A 16,655-nucleotide genomic window follows, 5' to 3' on the forward strand; every position below is an offset into this window, starting at 1 on the left:
TTAAGAGCCGACAAGACCAATTAAAAATGGAATTGTCGGCTCTTTTCTTGACAATCGAAAACCAGGTGCTAATATAGAAAGACAGAAGAATTTGTTAAGGAATAATCCCAAAGATGAAAAGGGAGTAATCGTTTATGAATTATCATTTCGACCAGGTCGTTGATCGGAGAGGAAGCAATTCCATCAAATACGATTTCACCAGGGAATTGGGAAAGCCACAGGATATACTTCCGATGTGGGTGGCAGATATGGATTTTCCTTCACCGCCGGAAGTTCGGGAAGCACTGCATAAAGCTTGTGATTACGGCATTTTTGGTTATACACAGCCAAAAGAGCTTTATATAGAAGCAGTTTCCAACTGGTTTCTCAAGCATCATGGATTTTGTCCAAAAGCGGAGTGGCTGGTCTTTTCGCCGGGTGTTGTGTTTGGACTTTCTGCTTCGGTAAGAGCATTTACTGAACCGGGAGATTCTGTTTTGATTCAGCAGCCTGTTTACTATCCGTTTGGAAAAGTTGTTGTTAATAACGGCAGAAAACTTGTTATCAATGAATTGTGCCTTCATGACGGGCATTACGAGATCGATTTTAAAGATTTCGAAGAAAAAATTGTAAAAGAACATGTAAAGCTTTTTCTTCTCTGTAGTCCGCACAATCCGGTTGGACGTGTCTGGAAAAGGGAAGAATTAATGCGGATAGGGCAGATCTGCCTTGCCCATCAAGTATTAGTTGTATCAGATGAAATTCACTGCGATTTTACTTATCCAGGATTTTCTCATATGATGTTTCCGTCGTTGAGTGAAACTTTTGCACAGAATTGTATTCTCTGTACGGCGCCGAGTAAAACCTTTAATCTTGCAGGGCTGCAGGTGAGCAATCTGTTCGTTCCGAATGAGTCCTTGAGAAAAAAGCTCGACGAAGAAATCAAAAAGACAGGCTATGTGGGGCCAAATCAGTTGGGCACGATCGCCTGTGAGGCTGCTTATCGGTATGGTGATCTGTGGCTCAAAGAGTTATCTTCCTATCTTAAAGAAAACCTTGATTTTGTGCGGAAATATCTTGCCGAAAAGCTGCCGCAGATCCATCTCATTGAGCCGGAAGGAACCTATTTGCTTTGGCTTGATTTTCGTGCATTGAAGCTTTCTTCGTCTGAATTGGATGATTTTATCACAAAGAAAGCGCGGCTGTGGTTAGATGATGGTCCAATCTTCGGACAGGGCGGAGAGGGCTTTCAGAGAATGAACATTGCTTGTCCGCGTTCCGTTGTGGAAATAGCGATGGATCGTTTGAAATGGGCAATCGATGGATTAAATTAGGAGGGGTTTTTATGCCTTATGTACCAACGGTTGATGAGGCCAGAAAGATTTTGGAAAAGTACAATCAAGATGCGTTCCATTTGCGCCATGGAGAAATCGTTTCAGGAGTCATGGGATATTTTGCAAAGGAGTATGACCCTGAGCGGGTGGATTTTTGGCGTGCTGTGGGGATGCTCCATGATCTGGATTTTGAGCGCTGGCCGGAAGAACATTGCGTAAAAAGTCAGGAACTCATGAAAGAATTGGATTTAGATCCGGAATTGATTCGTGCAACGGCGAGTCATGGATGGGGAATCCGTGTTGATATTGAGCCTAAATTGATGATGGAAAAGGTACTTTATGCGGTCGATGAGCTGACAGGCTTAATCGGTGCGGTTGCTCTTGTAAGACCCAGCCGCAGCATTATGGATATGGAACCGAAATCCGTCAAGAAAAAGTTTAAAGATGTAAAGTTTGCAGCCGGCTGTTCTCGGGATGTCATTCGAAAAGGTGCCGAAATGCTAGGTTGGACAATGGATGAATTGATCTCAAAGACACTCCTCGCGATGAAGAGTCTAAAAGAGACCATTCCGGATCTGTAAAAATGAAGATCGTTATTATTGGGGCGGGATTTCTTGGTGGAGATTACCTGATCCCCGGGTATCAATTATTGACTTCTGACCTCTCGAAAGAGGTACGCGCAGTAAAAGGCAGCTTTGAAAATCTGGAACAGCGCGAACAGGAGCTTCCTTTTCCTTTAAGCGCAGGAAACGGCCGCGAGGTTTTGAAACAGTTTCAACCGCAGATGATTATTTTTTCTCCTCCACCGGATCAGGCAAAGGAAATTGCGGAAAATACCATTTTCCCGTATTGCAAAGAGCGGTCGAAACAGAATTTATCTTTACCGGAAATTGTTTCCGCGATTCCAGGGCTTTCTGCAGACTGGTTTTCTAAAAAATTAGAGCTTCCAATTTCTGCTGCAAAGATCATGCCCAGCATGGCGGAACCGATCGCCGGGGTGGAAGCAGGTGCTTTGGGCGCAAGTTTCGTTTCTCTTTCTCAGAATGCGGGGGAAGATTTTCGGCAGAGGGTGCAGACCTTGCTTTCCAAAACAGGAGAAGTCTTTTTCCTCAGTGACCATGATGTTATTTCACTTTTGGCAGTTAAGATCAGCAGCCATCTTTGGAGTAATGCGGCTATGGATATTTGTGATGCGGCACAGGCGTGTGGGCAGCAGATTTCCACCCAGGAAATTGGTTCTGCGGTGCGGTTTTATCATCGTAAAAGAGAAGCGAATGCACCAAAGTCTGTCTATCCGTGCGGAGAAGATGGCTTACCAAATTGGGCACGCTATTTTCTCGATTCGATGGAAAATGCATGGTTTTCCGGACTTAGCCAATATACAGCGAAACAGGAGCTTTCAATTTCATTGGAAGAAGCTGAACAAATCAATCACTTGTCTTATGAGATGAATTTATTGAATGTACAGCTGGAATCAAGAGAGAAACTGCTTTTAAATATCAAACATCATGCAACGTCGGGCGGCCTTCTGGAAAGAGGCTGCATGCTCTATGAACAAACTTTATCCGAACCGCTGAGAAGAGCAGTGGGGCAGGCAATCAGAAGTAGTTCTCCAAATGAAGCGTTTTTATTCTTGCAGGATGAGATTGACGGGATTACCAAAGCAGTGCGAAGGCATGGAATGAATCTGCAATAATAAATAATAGATAAAAAGGAAGCCAACAGAATTACCGTTTCTGTCGGCTTCCTTTTTTATGATGTTCCGTTGAGCTTTAATAATGATAAAATTTTCCTTTTGTAATTTAAAAAGGTAGAAGTCAGGGGAAAATCACTGGAACGTGGACGTGGCTCAGCAATTTTTATTTCGGCGGTAATGGTTGATGGGGTGCCGGAAAGAATATAAATACGGTCGGAAAGAAGGATGGCTTCATTAATATCATGAGTGATAAAGAGGGTGGAAAGTTTAATTTTTTCCATCACATTCAGATACCAGTGATGGATGGAACTTTTGGTGATCGTATCTAAAGCTGAAAATGGCTCATCTAAGAGGGCAGCGCCATCATTTGAAAGATAGGTCCTTAAGAGGGCAACCCGCTGCCGCATCCCGCCTGAAAGTTGAGAGGGCCATTTGTTTTCCGTGCCGGAAATTCCAAACTCCGGGAAAAATGCAGCTGCTTTTTCTCTGGCTTGTGCTTTTGTTTCGCCGCGGATTAAAAGGGGCAGTGCTGCATTATCAAGCACAGTGCGATAAGGAAGCAGCAGATCTTTTTGCAGCATATAAGCAAGATGCCCGGCTTCTCCTGTGATCTCTTTTTCGTGCAGAAAGACATGACCGCTTTTTGGCATTTGAAGGCCGGAGAGAACATTAAACAGAGTGGTCTTTCCAGCACCGGAAACGCCGAGCAGGCAGATAAGTTCACCTTCTGCGAGATAAAGATTTACCTCTTTAAAAATCGTTGTGCCGGAAAACTCCTGTGAGAGATTTTCCGCTTTTAAAAGAAATGATTCCCTCATTTTTCGTTTGGCAGATAGTCGTTGGAGAAGCCTTCTCCAGCAGGAATTTCTTTTTGGATCAGCTGATTATCATAGAGCCATTTATAAAAGCCATTCCAACGGGAAGCATCAATGATTCCCCATTGAGGGGCGTCATCTTGATATTTTGAAGCAAGCCATTCTTGGCTCTCTTTGACTAAAGCTTCATTGCTGCGAAGCTCCGGCGCTGCATCCATCAAAATTTCTGCAGCATCATCAGGATGATCGATTGCATATTGATACCCTTTTTGTACGGCAGAAAGAAATTTCTTTGCTGTTTCGGGCTCTTTTTTAAGGAAGTCATTGTTGGCAATTAAAACCGGGGTATAACAATCAAATACCGGGTCAATATCTTTAAATGCAAAATAGTTTGTTTCGACTCCTTGCACTTTAGCAGAAAGGCCATCCCAAGCATAATAAACCCATGCAGTATCAACATTGGACTGAATGGCAGCAACAGCGTCAAAACTGTTTCCACAAGGGACCATCTTGAGCTTTGTTGCATCGCCGCCGTCTTTTTGAATGATGTAATTGACCATGGCTTTTTCTACCGGGGTATCCCAAGTAGCATAAGTATGACCTTCCATCTCTTTTGGAGAAGTAATTCCCTTGCTTTTTAGAGAAATAATTCCACTGGTGTTGTGCTGAATCAGCGCGGCAACGGCTGTAATTGGGACGGGAGTATCGGCGGATAAAGCAGGAGCAATATCGGAATCCTGAAATCCTACACCGAACTGTGCTTTTCCGGAGCCGACTAAAGAAACAGCACCATCTTCCGGAGGCTGTTGGATCTCCACGTCCAACCCTTCGTCGGCAAAGTAGCCGAGCTTTTGTGCGGCATAGATTCCGGTATGATTGGTATTCGGAGTCCAATCAAGGACAAACGTGATTTTTTCCAGATTCTGCGTTTGCGAGGCAGCCTGAGAAGAAACTGCCGTGTTGGAAGAGGAAGCTTGTGTACTGCCGCAGCCGGCGATCCCGAAAGGAATGGATAGCGCTAAAAAACAGGCTGCAAATTTTTTTAATTTCATATTTAACTCCTTAATTGGTTTTTGAAGATTGCTTTTCAGATTTTTCCCAAGGCATGCAGAACTTTTGCAGAAGGTCCACGGCCTTCATTAAAAGCAGACTGATGATACTGGTGAGTAAAATAACAGCAAACATGTTGTTGTAAGCATAGGCTTTGCGAACGCGGGTCATATAGACGCCAAGACCGTTGGTGCCGCCTAACCATTCTGCAACGACAGCACTGACCATCGCATAAGTGGTACTGATTCTGAGTCCCGCAAAAAAGCGGCTCAGGCTTGCAGGAAATTTAACGTATCGAAAAATTTGTAAGCGAGAACTGCCCATTGTTTTCATTAAGCGAACCGTATCCGGATCGACAGAACGAAATCCGTCTAAAAGAGAGACAGAGATCGGAAAATAGCAGACGATCACGACTAAGACGACTTTTGGGGCAATTCCAAATCCCATCCAGATCAGTAGAAGCGGGGCAATCGCAATGGTTGGAATGGTTTGTGTAATGACTAGAATGGGATATAATGCGTGATAAAAGAATTCAAATCGATCCATTGCAACTGCAGTCAGAAATGCAAGACATACCCCAATCAGCATTCCTAAAAAAGTTTCCTGTAAAGTGAAACCAGCCTGTACCATCAAATTGGAAAAATCAGAAAAGAAAGCGGCGATTACGTCGGTAGGACTTGGCAAAAGATATCGTGGAATCCAACGAAGATCAACGGCCGCCTGCCAAAGAACAATCAGCAGAATAAGCAGCAGGGGAGACGCCAGCTTATTTGTGATATTTGTCCACTTTTTGTGCAATCGTCAGCACCCCGCCTTCCGGTTTGTAGGCAATTTTAACGTAGGAAGAGACTTGTGGGCAGCCTGCTTTGATGGCAATATACTGACAGTTTTTAACGATTTCCATGAGTTCCTCATAGTTACCCTCGATGGTGGTTTCAAATGGACCGACATAATAAGAGACCCCGGTACTTTTGATGTAGGCGATCACCTCATCAACAATACGAACTACCTCTTCATCGGAATCTACATTTGGAAGTACTTGAATAGCGACACTTGCGGGAAATTTCATACGTTTCACTCCTTTTTATTTTGTTCGGATATAAAACAGAAGCAGAATCAAAAAAACCGCCCGTGCAGAGAAAATTCCTGCGCGGACGGTGAAATCTTGATAAAATGCTACCTCCGCCGGTATTATCCGGATCAGGCAAAAGGGTTGTGAACTGTGTTCACTCTCAGCATCGTCCGATTTTTCGGGCGGAGCACCCCTGCTTTGATTCAGGCACATTATAACAATAGAATTTCATTTTGTCAAATTTCTTGACCGAAAAAGCATTCTGTAGTAAACTAAAAGATAATGAGAGTGTGAGATAGAAAGAGAAAGCGAGGGCGAAATGCTGAGAACAGTTGTGAGCAATCCGCTCATCAATATTGGCGTACTTTCTTGGTTGATAGCGCAGCTGATAAAAACGATTCGTTCTTATATACAGAACCGTTTTTATAATTGGCATCAAATGATTGCAGCAGGCGGAATGCCTAGCGCACATTCTGCTTTTGTTGGCAGTATTGTTTATACAGCGTGGAGGTTATTTGGATTTAGCTCGCCGATATTTGCGGTTTTAACCTGTTTTGGCTGTGTAGTCATTTATGATGCAATGGGTGTTCGCTGGGCGGCTGGCCGTCATGCAGAAGCAATTAACATTATGAAAGAGTGTCTTCTTGCGGATCCTGCATTGACCGAGGGGCGAAAAAAGAACTTGCTGCAGATTGAAGAAATGGATACTTCTTTGGGACACCGTCCCAGAGAAGTTCTAGCAGGGCTTGTATTAGGTGTTTTGATTGCATTTTTATGCTTTGATGTTTTTCATTTGGCATAAGAAAAAAGACTTCTGTGTATGTCTCAATGCGAGATGTACAGAGAAGTCTTTTTTAAAATCATGAATGATTCATTGGCTCAATCAGTTTAAGCTCTTCCATCTTTTTTCGAATTGCAAGGAAATCTTCAAAAGCGTCCGGCTTTTTTCTGGGATCACGCAGAAGTGCTGCCGGGTGCAACGTAGCAGTCATCCACATTTCGCCTTTCTGAGTCCATTGGCCATGCTCTTTTGTAATGCGAAGATTTGGATTGATGATTTTTTGTCCGGCGATTCTGCCAAGACATACAAGGATTTTCGGACGCATCAGAGCGGTTTGATTGCGCAGCCATGAAATACAAGCATCTTGTTCTTCCGGAAGAGGATCGCGGTTTTTGGGTGGGCGACATTTTACGATGTTTGCAATATAAATGTTTTTATGGCGGTCAAGTCCTACGGCGTCAAGATATTTATCTAGAAGTTGTCCGCTGCGGCCAACGAATGGTTCCCCTTTTAAATCTTCTTGTTCGCCGGGGCCTTCTCCGACAAACAAAATCTTCGATTGCGGATTTCCAACTCCGAAGACCAGATTGGTGCGCCCTTTACAGAGATCGCATTTTTGGCATTCGAGGCAGGCGGATTTTAACGTTTCCCAATTTTCATACATCATGATTGCCTCCGTCTGTTTATTGTATTTTTATTATAACATAAAGGGAAAGGAAGCGACACATAAAAGAATTTTTAGGACGTATTTTTAAATGAGAGTCGTCAAAAATAACAGGTAAAAACAAGCAAAAGCTAAAAAAGTAAGAAAGTGAGGAATGGAAAGATGAAAATCGTAATTGTCGGCGGCGGATGGGCAGGGTGTGCTGCCGCTGTACGCGCAGCTAAAATGGGAGCTGAAACAGTTTTATTGGAACGTACTGATATGCTTTTGGGAACCGGTTTAGTCGGCGGGATTATGCGAAATAATGGACGTTATACTGCAGAGGAAGAAATGATCGCCATGGGTGGCGGGGAACTGTTCTGCTTAATTGATCAGCACTGCAGGCACCGTAATGTTTCCTTTCCTGGTCATGAGCATGCAAGCATTTATGACGTTGGGGAAATGCCGGGGGCTGTAGAGCGGTATTTAAAAAGTTTAAATGTAGAAGTTCGATTTCAGGCACGTGTATCAAAAGTTGAGAAAAAAGAAAACTGTCTAATGGCAGTGGAACTTATGGATGGGACAAAAATTTTTGGAGATGCCTTCGTTGATGCGACTGGAACAGCAGGGCCAATGCAGAATTGTGGAAAATATGGGAACGGCTGTGCCATGTGTGTTTTACGCTGCCCTAGCTTTGGTGGTCGGGTTAGCTTGACCGGCCTCTGCGGAGTTAAGGAAACTTGTGGGCAAAAAGAAGACGGAACGGTTGGCGCTATGAGCGGTTCCTGTAAACTCATAAAAGATTCACTTTCTAAAGAATTGGTGGAGACACTGAATCGAGAAGGGGTCGCAATGACTCCAATTCCACCAGAACTGATCGAAAATCATCTTTCAATCAAAAGCTGTCAACAGTATGCGCGGCCAGAATTTGCAAAAAATTTAATTTTGCTTGATACAGGACACGTAAAATTGATGACACCCTATTTTAATTTACAGCGTCTTCACCAGATCCCTGGACTTTCGAATGCACGGTATGAGGACCCATACGCCGGAGGCCGCGGAAATTCGATGCGCTTTTTTGAAATGGCTCCACGGGATGATACGCTCAGAGTAGAAGGAATGGAAAATCTATTTTGTGCCGGAGAAAAATCCGGACTTTTGGTTGGGCATACGGAGGCGATCGTAACAGGAACATTGGCAGGATTTAATGCAGTACGACTTGTTAAAAAGCAGAAATTACTTATTTTGCCGGAATCAACTGCAGTTGGAGATGCAATTTCTTTCGTAAGGGAGCAGATGCAGACACCGGAAGGAATTCGAAAAAGGTATACTTTTTCAGGTTCGACTTTGTTTCAGCGTATGAAAGAAAAAGGAGTTTATACGACAAATATTGTCGCAATTAAAGAGCGCGTTGCTCAAGCGGGAATGAAAAATATTTTTGCAAAATAAAGAAATGGTGCCCGATAAAATATCGGACACCATTTCTTTGAATTAAGGAGCTCAGGATGTTTTTACAGCGGGAATTTCCGTTTCATCGGAGAGATCAGAATATTCCCAATAATCGGCATCATCAATTCCCGCATCTTTTGCATAGAAAACGGGATTTTTACCTTGTTTTCTCTGAATTTCATAATCAGAAAGAACGTGCAGATATTTTCGAGTCATGCAGAGCAACGCCGGAACATTTAAAATGGCCATTAGGCACATTGCAAAATCGGCGATATTCCATGCAAGACTGGTATCCATGATACAACCGATGAAAACGGCAACTACAATGCTGGTACGGAACAACTTAAAATTAGTTGGTCTTTGCAAAATATAAAGAACATTGGACTCTGTATAATAATAATTTCCGATAATGGTGCTGAATGCGAAGAAGAAAATGGAGACGGTAATAATTAAGATTCCGGGTTCTCCGAATTGAGAACCGACCGCCTTTTGTACTAAAGGAAGCGCCGATTCCCCTTGTGTAGAAACGCCGGTGCTTAGAACCATTAGAGCAGTTGCACTGCAAATCAGAATGGTGTCAATATAGACTGCCAGCATTTGTACAAAACCTTGTTTTGCAGGATGAGAGGTTGCAACAGTGGCGGCAGCGTTTGGTGCGGAACCCATGCCGGCTTCATTGGAATAAAGGCCTCTTTTTACGCCGTACATGATTGCGGAACCGGAGAATCCTGCAAAAATAGTTTTAAAGTCGAAAGCATTTGCAAAAATACTGGAAAAAACGCTAGGCAGATTTGAAGCGTTTGTAATGATAACCACGAGACAAAAAACAAGGTAAATAGCAGCCATAATAGGAACCATTACTTCGGTGATTTTAGCAATGGTTTTCTGGCCCCCAAAGACTGCATATGCTGTCAGTGCGGACATGATCAGGCCGATAATAATGATAGCTGTTGGGTCGGTTCCAACATAACGTTCCATAGAAGAAGTGATCAAATTTGCCTGTAAACATTCAAAGCCATAAGCGAATGTGACGATTAAACAGATGGAAAACAAAACGCTTAACCAGCGTTTATGAAAAACTTTTTGAATATAGTAAGCGGGGCCGCCGCTGAATGAGCCATCTTTATTTTTCTTTTTATAAACTTGTGCCATGGTATTTTCTATACAGGCTGTTGCGCCGCCGAGCAGTGCAGTTAGCCACATCCAAAATACAGCTCCGGAGCCGCCTAGTGCAATTGCTGTTGCAACACCGGCAATATTGCCTACCCCTACACGGGAAGCGGTCGAAACCATAAGTGCCTGAAAGCCGGAAACGGCTTGGGCATTGTTGCTTTTTTCAAATAATAATCGGTTGCCTTCTTTAAATTTTCGAAATTGTACAAATCGTGTGGCGACTGAAAAAAAGATGCCACTGAAAATTAAAAGTGCAATTAAAATATACCCGTAAAGAAAATCATTTATATTTCCGATTTGTTGACTGATAGCTTCCAATTTTTTTCCAACTCCTTTTAATCTTTTATCTTTTTATGCTGTGATGTCAGATTGGTTTGCAAAATAATGAAGATTAAGTTCCTTGGATAAATACTCAATCATATGTGTACCGCCGACACTGTTTCCCTTTTTATTGAGTGCCGGGCCAAAAGCAGCAATTCCAATTCCATTTGGGGCTACAGATACGATTCCACCTCCTACTCCGCTTTTTGAGGGAATCCCCGCTTTGACTGCAAATTCACCGGACTCGTCGTACATACCGCAGGTCATCATCAAGGTTTTTACGATTCGTACAATCCATCCTTCGATAAGGCGTTCTCCCGTGGTGGGATCAAGACCGTCATTTGCTAAAACCCAAGCATAATGAGCAAGATCTTTTGTGGTAACAGAAACCGAACACATCTTAAAATAATGATCCAAAATAATTTCGGGGTCTCCCTCGAGAATATGATCACTTTCCAAAAGATAGGCAATGGAGCGGTTGCGCATGCCGGCTTTTTTTTCTGACAAATAGGTAGCTTCATTTATTTTGATTTCATTGTTTGCGCATAGCTTATGTACCAAATCCAGAAATTCTTTGACGGGATCTTTGCTGTCAATACAGCTAACAGTGACGATTGCACCAGCATTGATCATAGGATTAAAGGGAATCAACTGCTTGGTTTCCAGTTGAACAATGCTGTCAAATCCATCACCAGTAGGTTCCATGCCTACTTTACTAAAAACTTTTTGGTATCCGGATGTTTGAAGTGCTGCAATTAAAGAAAAAGTTTTTGAAATACTTTGCATGGTAAAGGGCACTAACCAGTCGCCGGCGTGATAAATTTCTTTTTCTTTGGTAATGAGGCAAAGTCCTAGTTGATGTGGATCAGCTTTTGCTAATTCCGGAATGTAGGATGCTACTTTTCCGTTTGCAAGGTAGTGTTGACCATATAAAACAGCGCTTTTTAGCGAACTTTCTAATAATTGTTTCATTTTAATAAAAATCACCCCGAAATCATTTATTAATTAATGTATATTAATACTATAACATAATTTAATTAAGTCTAATTATTCGAATTACGGATAGAAATATCGGGGGATTATATAGAAAAAATCAACAGAAACCAAAAGGAAAATCCGTGTAATTATACAAAAAACAGTAATTTGCTTTACGAAAAAGTGGAAATATGATATAAATGATACAGAATTTAATAAACTAATAAAGATGATATTCTTAATTTTATAAATTAAAACTAAAAATAAATTTAAAAAATTAGGGGGCTTTGCACTTTGGAAATTAAGTACTTAGAGTATTTTGAAAAAGTCGCACAAAATGGTTCTATTAATCAGGCGGCTAAACTGCTCTATATTTCACAGCCTCATTTGAGCCACATTATTAAGGAAATTGAAGAAGAGGCTGGTGTGCAGCTCTTTTACAGAACTCGAAAAGGCTGTTCTTTAACACCGGATGGGGAACATTTTTTAGATCACTGTAAAATTATTTTAAAAGAGCTTGAGCGACTAAAAACGTTTTCAGAATCCTCTAAGCCGGAAAAGAGCACCCTTAATGTTTCTATGACTCGTTTTTCACATACGGCTGAATGCTTTAATCAAATTTGCAGAAAGCATCAGAATGAAAAAAGCTTTTCTTTTTGTTTAAAAGAAGATGCGGAAATGAATGTGATTGAAAATGTGATGGAAGGTAAATCAAATGTAGGGGTCATTCATTTTGCTTCTCGTGAATCTTCAGCAAAACAAAAACAGTTTTCTGAAGCGGGGCTTCATTTTGTTCCATTAGCACTTTTTCAGCCATCTATTTGTTTGTCACGCAGTCATGAGCTCCTTCAAAATCAGGATTTAATTGATCTTTCCGTATTAAAACAATATGGATTTGTTCGCTATATTGGCCAATTTGAAGACTTTATTTATCGAATTACAACACAGAATCTTCATTTGGACTTAAATGAGTCACCGAAGATTGTTTATGTAAATGATCGTGCAGAGCAGATGAGCCTAATTTCTGAGAGTAATTTTTTTACGATAGGCATTACAGAATTTGAACAACAGGATTCTCGCTATCAAGTGGTTTCCATTCCTCTTTTAGGGTGCAACGAATGCCTTCGCTTTGGGGTGATTTACAAGGAAAAATCCGAGTTAACGGCAGCGGAAAAAGAGTTTGTAGAGTTGTTGATCAAGCATTATCATGTGTTGCAGGCGAAAGAAGCTGAACAGATAAACAAAAGGCCGGCAGCTTTTGTTCGGCAGGTGGAAAAAACCATATAAAGGCATAAAAAAGACCCATGTCCCGTTTATTTACGGCACATGGGTACTTTTTTAATTCTTTTTTTAGGGCGCAAGCTGTTCACAAAAATTTTCAATGGCATCTTCGTCTTCGGCATTGGGAAGGGTGTCAACGTGGAAGAGTGAAAGATTTTCGACATGGCGAATTATTTTTCCGGGAGCAGCTGTATAGAGTGGAGAAAGCACCCGCATTTCGGTGTAGTCATTGCAGACGTAAGATTCGAAAGAAGCTCCGAAATCTGGATAGGCGCAAGCGGTGTTATGAATAAAACGTGCCATCAGAGCGGTGTGATTGCGAACATAAACCGCCCATCCCTGCACATCGTTGATCCCGAATTTTAAATACTGTTCTGCTGCTGCATGTTTAACCGTTAAATATCGATCCCCGACAAAAAGCCGTGGGTCGCGGAAGCTTGAAAAAGGCCACAAAGAAATATGACGGTTTGGATAGTGTTTTTCATCATGCCCTTGATTTTGGGGAACAATCAAGAGACCGTCTTTTTGAGTCATTGTAATTCCGGCAAGCGCAATATTCTTATCTGAAGAAGAACAATTTTTTAGCTTGTGAACGACCATAATATCGGAAGTTCCATCCGACATCATGATATCCATGGAAAACTGAAGCTCACTGTCCTGCTGGCGGGGAGAGGTAAAAGTGACTCCGCCGTTAATAGGACCATAGACGACCGGTTCGTTATCGGGATAATAACTTTGAGGCATTACATCCGGTGCAACTGAGAGCCGGTGTCCCCCGTAGCAGTGAAATTTCGCGTCTTTTCCAAAATATTCATGCAGAATTTCATTTTGATAAACATGTTGATCCTGCTTATCTTCATATAGTGTGTTTTCTTCATTCAGAAAATTAAATTTTAAGATGCGGGGACCAAAATCGATCGAGATAATTGCCTCCAAAACCCGGTTGGAAATTTTAATACATCGTCCAAACGGTTCATATTCAATTTCCTGCATTTCGATACTCATAAGAGTTTTTCCCCCTCTTGAATTCTGGACTCTATTCTGAAACGATTATACCATGAGTCAAGTCACTGCCGCAAGGGCGTGGAACAGGCATGCAAAGTGCATATAGATCAGATGCCAGATGCTCTAATTCAATCATATGAAAGGCCTTGCTGTCAAGAGCAAAATGGTCTGAGGAATGTGTAATAATCGGCAAATTTGTGTTGCTTTTGATAAAATGCAAGAGCTCTTGCCCCTTCTTTCCAATGGCAAGAATCCGAAGATAGGGAGGAAGCAGGGCAGTATCTGTTTTTTGAATTCCTAAAAATGCACTGAGAACGATTCTTCGGATCCGGGATAAAGGATAGCGCTTCGTTTTAATCTGTGCGTAAAGAGATTCCAAAGAAGAAGCATTTCGAACGGCAGCATAAATACGATTTTCCAGGCCTTCTGAAATATCCGGGAGACGCATAAGATCTTCCGGCTGCAATTTTCTCAGTGCATAGAGAACGGCGCGCTCAGCGTATTTAAAAGAAGCCGGTGCATAACCTTTTGCGATGGCTTTTTTGAGGATGACAGTTGATTTTTCCGGCATCATGGGAAACCAGTCTCCATCGGAGAAAATTTCCTGACGAATTCGGCTGCTGCTTTGAAAAGAAGAATCACAAAGACTGTCATGCATAGCGCCCAACCGCGGAATTGTCATGGAATCCATTGAAAGATGCAGTTCCTTTTTTGCTTTTTCGTATTCGACAGCAAGAATATTGTTTGGCATTTTTAAGAGTGCTGCCATTCCTTTTCCGCAGAGAGCCTCGATTGCTTTCTCACGTGCGGCGGCAAAAGAAATTCCTTCCCTTAAAAAATCATTTAAGCTTTCTGAGAACTTTTCAGAAAGCAATGTATTGGAGAGAATATTGAGGGCATTGAGATCAGCACACTCGCTGCCGTAAGCGAGAAAGTCTGCGCCGATGGCTCTGGCAAGGGAGACGCCGCCTTTCGCAAACGTTTCTGCACCGGCTGTTGCAAAGGGGACAGGGAGTTCAATCACTAAATCGGCGCCAATCGAAAGCGCTTGAGCAGCACGTTCCCATTTTGGGAGCAAAGCAGGTTCTCCGCGCTGCACAAAATCTCCGCTTAAAATAGCAGCAATGTGAGTGGCACCATTTTTCCGCGCAGCATCAAAAAGAGCCTGATGACCGAAGTGACAGGGGTTTAGCTCACATATGACTGCGCATATTTTCATCGTTTTCTTGCTCCTTTACCTTGAAATCCCGAAAAACATGTATTATCATATATATATTACTTTGTTCATCAAGAAGTTGCAAGTAATTCTGTTCATCTTTTAATTTAGGAGGAAGTTAACAAAAATGAAAATTCTGGTCATCAATGCCGGCAGTTCTTCGCTCAAGTATCAGCTGATTGATATGGACACGGAGAAAATGCTCTGCAAAGGAAATTGTGAACGAATCGGTCAGGAGAAGGGATCATTCAGCCATAAGACTGCGGACGGCCGCAAAACCAGCTCTGAGCCTGCTCTTCCGGATCACAAGGCAGCCTTTAAACTCGTGACCCAGATTCTAGTCGATAAAGAATTCGGCGTAATCAAGAACCTTTCTGAAATCGCTGCAATTGGTCATCGTGTTGCGCAGGGCGGTTCTATCTTCCATCACAGCGTATTAGTTGACGACGAGGTTATCAAGGGCGTAGAGAGCCTTGTTCCGCTGGCACCGCTTCATAACGGTCCGGAACTGCAGGGAATCCTTGCATGCCGCGAGGTGTTCGGTACAGAGATACCGGAATGTATCACTTTTGATACAAGCTTTCATGCTACCATGCCCGAAAAAGCCTATATGTACGCGATTCCTTATGAGTATTATGAGAAATATAAGATTCGCCGCTATGGCTTCCACGGAACCAGCCACCGTTATGTGAGCCAGCATTGTGCACACCTGATGCATCAGCCGCTGGAAGATATTAAGATGGTTACCTGCCATATTGGAAATGGTTCTTCTGTTACCGCAATTAAAGATGGTCATGTTGTGGATACCAGCATGGGCCTGACTCCGCTGGGCGGCTTTATGATGGGGACTCGTTGCGGCGATCTGGATCCCTCTATTGTAACTTTCCTGATGGAAAAAGAGGGCATAACTGCAAAAGAGATGGACGATCTTCTCAATAAAAAATCCGGTATGCTTGGTGTCTGTGGTTACAGCGATGACCGTGATGTAACCAGTGCAGAAATTCGTGGCAATCACAGAGCTGCTCTAACTCATGAAATGCTGATCTATCAGATCGCAAAATATATTGGTTCTTATGCTGCTGCGATGAATGGCCTTGATGCCATCGTCTTTACAGCAGGTCTTGGCGAAAATGTTCCGAAGATCCGTTATGGTGTATGCCGCTATCTGCGGTTCCTTGGCACCAAGGTCGATGGAGTCCTCAATGACCAGATGATTCTTGGAAAAGGCGGAAAGATTTCTTCCTTTGATTCTCAGGTGCAGGTATGGGTCATTCCGACTAACGAGGAATTGATGATTGCTCGTGATACCAAGGAAATTGTTGCTAATTTTTCCTATGCAACCGCAGAGGATAAGACGGTTGTTGATCCGGAAGATATCTAATCATTCGCGTTTTATTGTTAATATAGATTATTTGGTAGCTGCTTTGCTTTCTCTCAAAAAGGGAAAAAGAAAAGCAGCTGCTTTTTTTAAGAAATAAAAGGAAAGCCGTCTCCTTAATTATCGGAGGCGGCTTTTGTAAATCTTTTGAGTTGATCCAAGTTAAAGAATGTTTAAAATATCTTGTTTGGGGCGTACACCAACAGAAGAATTTACCTGTTTTCCATCGCGAAAAACGAGCAGTGTTGGAATACTCATAATGCCAAATTTTTGTGCTAATTCGGGCTGTTCATCAATGTTAACCTTGCAGACTTTTATGTCCTGGCGCTCTTCTGCAATTTGGTCAACAACGGGGGAAAGCATGCGGCAGGGGCCACACCAGCTTGCCCAAAAATCAACTAAGACCGTTTTTGATTCTTTTAAGACTTCAGCCTCAAAATTTTCGGATGTTAAAGCTTTGATTTCCATAAGTGTTCCTCCTTAAAAA

The 16,655-nt window shown here is 42.4% G+C and carries 17 protein-coding genes and 1 riboswitch; of the genes, 7 read left to right on the forward strand and 10 right to left on the reverse strand.

The window, feature by feature from the left end; genetic code table 11:
- Positions 1-134: 134 nt before the first annotated feature.
- Genes OP489_RS04245 through OP489_RS04255 form a run of 3 tightly spaced genes read left to right on the forward strand, consistent with a single transcriptional unit; the run spans position 135 to position 3,009 of the window.
- On the forward strand, positions 135-1,313 hold the full coding sequence (locus OP489_RS04245) for a MalY/PatB family protein (protein WP_266163106.1): 1,179 nt from the start codon (positions 135-137) through the stop codon (positions 1,311-1,313).
- Between the two features lie 11 nt (positions 1,314-1,324).
- Positions 1,325-1,894 (forward strand): hydrolase, encoded by a 570-nt coding sequence (locus tag OP489_RS04250; protein ID WP_266163107.1) that lies wholly within the window; start codon positions 1,325-1,327, stop codon positions 1,892-1,894.
- A gap of 2 nt (positions 1,895-1,896) precedes the next feature.
- On the forward strand, positions 1,897-3,009 hold the full coding sequence (locus OP489_RS04255; RefSeq protein ID WP_266163108.1) for a hypothetical protein: 1,113 nt from the start codon (positions 1,897-1,899) through the stop codon (positions 3,007-3,009).
- Positions 3,010-3,065: 56 nt separating this feature from the next.
- On the opposite strand, the gene OP489_RS04260 is transcribed toward OP489_RS04255, so the two are convergent.
- The 4 genes from OP489_RS04260 to OP489_RS04275 are packed head-to-tail and all read right to left on the reverse strand — an operon-like array spanning position 3,066 to position 5,943.
- A complete protein-coding gene (locus OP489_RS04260) occupies positions 3,066-3,827 on the reverse strand; it encodes an ABC transporter ATP-binding protein (protein ID WP_266163109.1) in 762 nt (253 codons plus the stop codon).
- A complete protein-coding gene (locus OP489_RS04265; protein WP_266163110.1) occupies positions 3,824-4,876 on the reverse strand; it encodes an ABC transporter substrate-binding protein in 1,053 nt (350 codons plus the stop codon). Before OP489_RS04265 ends, OP489_RS04260 begins: the two co-directional genes overlap by 4 nt.
- Positions 4,877-4,886: 10 nt before the next feature.
- Positions 4,887-5,672: an ABC transporter permease gene (locus OP489_RS04270; RefSeq protein ID WP_266163111.1), complete on the reverse strand. Its 786-nt coding sequence runs from the start codon at positions 5,670-5,672 to the stop codon at positions 4,887-4,889.
- Positions 5,641-5,943, reverse strand: a complete 303-nt coding sequence (locus tag OP489_RS04275) for a thiamine-binding protein (protein ID WP_266163112.1) — start codon at positions 5,941-5,943, stop codon at positions 5,641-5,643. Before OP489_RS04275 ends, OP489_RS04270 begins: the two co-directional genes overlap by 32 nt.
- Positions 5,944-6,034: 91 nt before the next feature.
- A riboswitch (TPP riboswitch) is annotated at positions 6,035-6,151 on the reverse strand.
- Positions 6,152-6,265: 114 nt separating this feature from the next.
- On the opposite strand from OP489_RS04275, the gene OP489_RS04280 reads away from it, so the two are divergent.
- A complete protein-coding gene (locus OP489_RS04280; RefSeq protein WP_266163113.1) occupies positions 6,266-6,748 on the forward strand; it encodes a divergent PAP2 family protein in 483 nt (160 codons plus the stop codon).
- A 58-nt stretch (positions 6,749-6,806) separates the two neighbouring features.
- Here OP489_RS04280 and OP489_RS04285 read toward each other — a convergent pair whose 3' ends face one another.
- Positions 6,807-7,391 (reverse strand): uracil-DNA glycosylase, encoded by a 585-nt coding sequence (locus tag OP489_RS04285; protein ID WP_266163470.1) that lies wholly within the window; start codon positions 7,389-7,391, stop codon positions 6,807-6,809.
- A 162-nt stretch (positions 7,392-7,553) separates the two neighbouring features.
- Here OP489_RS04285 and OP489_RS04290 point away from each other — a divergent pair, with 162 nt between their 5' ends.
- Complete coding sequence (locus OP489_RS04290; protein WP_266163114.1) at positions 7,554-8,819, forward strand: FAD-dependent oxidoreductase; 1,266 nt, start codon at positions 7,554-7,556, stop codon at positions 8,817-8,819.
- A gap of 51 nt (positions 8,820-8,870) precedes the next feature.
- Here the strand turns inward: OP489_RS04290 and OP489_RS04295 are convergent, their stop codons facing one another.
- Both OP489_RS04295 and glsA read right to left on the reverse strand, forming a co-directional pair.
- Positions 8,871-10,310: an alanine/glycine:cation symporter family protein gene (locus tag OP489_RS04295; RefSeq protein WP_323135420.1), complete on the reverse strand. Its 1,440-nt coding sequence runs from the start codon at positions 10,308-10,310 to the stop codon at positions 8,871-8,873.
- Positions 10,311-10,343: 33 nt separating this feature from the next.
- Positions 10,344-11,285, reverse strand: coding sequence for a glutaminase A (gene glsA, locus OP489_RS04300; protein WP_266163115.1), 942 nt, complete (start codon positions 11,283-11,285; stop codon positions 10,344-10,346).
- A gap of 297 nt (positions 11,286-11,582) precedes the next feature.
- Here glsA and OP489_RS04305 point away from each other — a divergent pair, with 297 nt between their 5' ends.
- Positions 11,583-12,575 carry a LysR family transcriptional regulator gene (locus OP489_RS04305; protein ID WP_266163116.1) on the forward strand — a complete coding sequence of 331 codons (993 nt, stop codon included), beginning with the start codon at positions 11,583-11,585 and terminating at the stop codon, positions 12,573-12,575.
- 63 nt (positions 12,576-12,638) lie between these two features.
- On the opposite strand, the gene OP489_RS04310 is transcribed toward OP489_RS04305, so the two are convergent.
- A complete protein-coding gene (locus OP489_RS04310) occupies positions 12,639-13,574 on the reverse strand; it encodes a hypothetical protein (RefSeq protein WP_266163117.1) in 936 nt (311 codons plus the stop codon).
- A 31-nt stretch (positions 13,575-13,605) separates the two neighbouring features.
- Positions 13,606-14,793 (reverse strand): nucleotidyltransferase family protein, encoded by a 1,188-nt coding sequence (locus tag OP489_RS04315; protein WP_266163118.1) that lies wholly within the window; start codon positions 14,791-14,793, stop codon positions 13,606-13,608.
- Between the two features lie 124 nt (positions 14,794-14,917).
- Between OP489_RS04315 and OP489_RS04320 the strand changes: the two genes are divergently transcribed.
- The gene (locus OP489_RS04320) at positions 14,918-16,171 is read left to right on the forward strand and encodes an acetate/propionate family kinase (protein WP_266163119.1); all 1,254 of its coding nucleotides are present in this window, start codon (positions 14,918-14,920) and stop codon (positions 16,169-16,171) included.
- A 159-nt stretch (positions 16,172-16,330) separates the two neighbouring features.
- Here OP489_RS04320 and trxA read toward each other — a convergent pair whose 3' ends face one another.
- Positions 16,331-16,636 (reverse strand): thioredoxin, encoded by a 306-nt coding sequence (gene trxA, locus OP489_RS04325; protein WP_266163120.1) that lies wholly within the window; start codon positions 16,634-16,636, stop codon positions 16,331-16,333.
- Positions 16,637-16,655: the final 19 nt, after the last annotated feature.

The sequence above is a fragment of the Caproicibacterium sp. BJN0003 genome (genome assembly GCF_026314295.1).
Classification (GTDB): Bacteria; Bacillota; Clostridia; order Oscillospirales; family Acutalibacteraceae; genus Caproicibacterium.

Bases quoted from the DNA above. Each gene is read 5' to 3' on its own strand.
- OP489_RS04280 (WP_266163113.1), top strand. From the start codon at position 6,266: ATGCTGAGAACAGTTGTGAGCAATCCGCTCATCAATATTGGCGTACTT.
- trxA (WP_266163120.1), bottom strand. From the start codon at position 16,636: ATGGAAATCAAAGCTTTAACATCCGAAAATTTTGAGGCTGAAGTCTTA.
- OP489_RS04290 (WP_266163114.1), top strand. From the start codon at position 7,554: ATGAAAATCGTAATTGTCGGCGGCGGATGGGCAGGGTGTGCTGCCGCT.
- OP489_RS04285 (WP_266163470.1), bottom strand. From the start codon at position 7,391: ATGTATGAAAATTGGGAAACGTTAAAATCCGCCTGCCTCGAATGCCAA.
- OP489_RS04265 (WP_266163110.1), bottom strand. From the start codon at position 4,876: ATGAAATTAAAAAAATTTGCAGCCTGTTTTTTAGCGCTATCCATTCCT.
- OP489_RS04260 (WP_266163109.1), bottom strand. From the start codon at position 3,827: ATGAGGGAATCATTTCTTTTAAAAGCGGAAAATCTCTCACAGGAGTTT.
- OP489_RS04275 (WP_266163112.1), bottom strand. From the start codon at position 5,943: ATGAAATTTCCCGCAAGTGTCGCTATTCAAGTACTTCCAAATGTAGAT.
- OP489_RS04255 (WP_266163108.1), top strand. From the start codon at position 1,897: ATGAAGATCGTTATTATTGGGGCGGGATTTCTTGGTGGAGATTACCTG.
- glsA (WP_266163115.1), bottom strand. From the start codon at position 11,285: ATGAAACAATTATTAGAAAGTTCGCTAAAAAGCGCTGTTTTATATGGT.
- OP489_RS04315 (WP_266163118.1), bottom strand. From the start codon at position 14,793: ATGAAAATATGCGCAGTCATATGTGAGCTAAACCCCTGTCACTTCGGT.
- OP489_RS04320 (WP_266163119.1), top strand. From the start codon at position 14,918: ATGAAAATTCTGGTCATCAATGCCGGCAGTTCTTCGCTCAAGTATCAG.
- OP489_RS04310 (WP_266163117.1), bottom strand. From the start codon at position 13,574: ATGAGTATCGAAATGCAGGAAATTGAATATGAACCGTTTGGACGATGT.
- OP489_RS04245 (WP_266163106.1), top strand. From the start codon at position 135: ATGAATTATCATTTCGACCAGGTCGTTGATCGGAGAGGAAGCAATTCC.
- OP489_RS04250 (WP_266163107.1), top strand. From the start codon at position 1,325: ATGCCTTATGTACCAACGGTTGATGAGGCCAGAAAGATTTTGGAAAAG.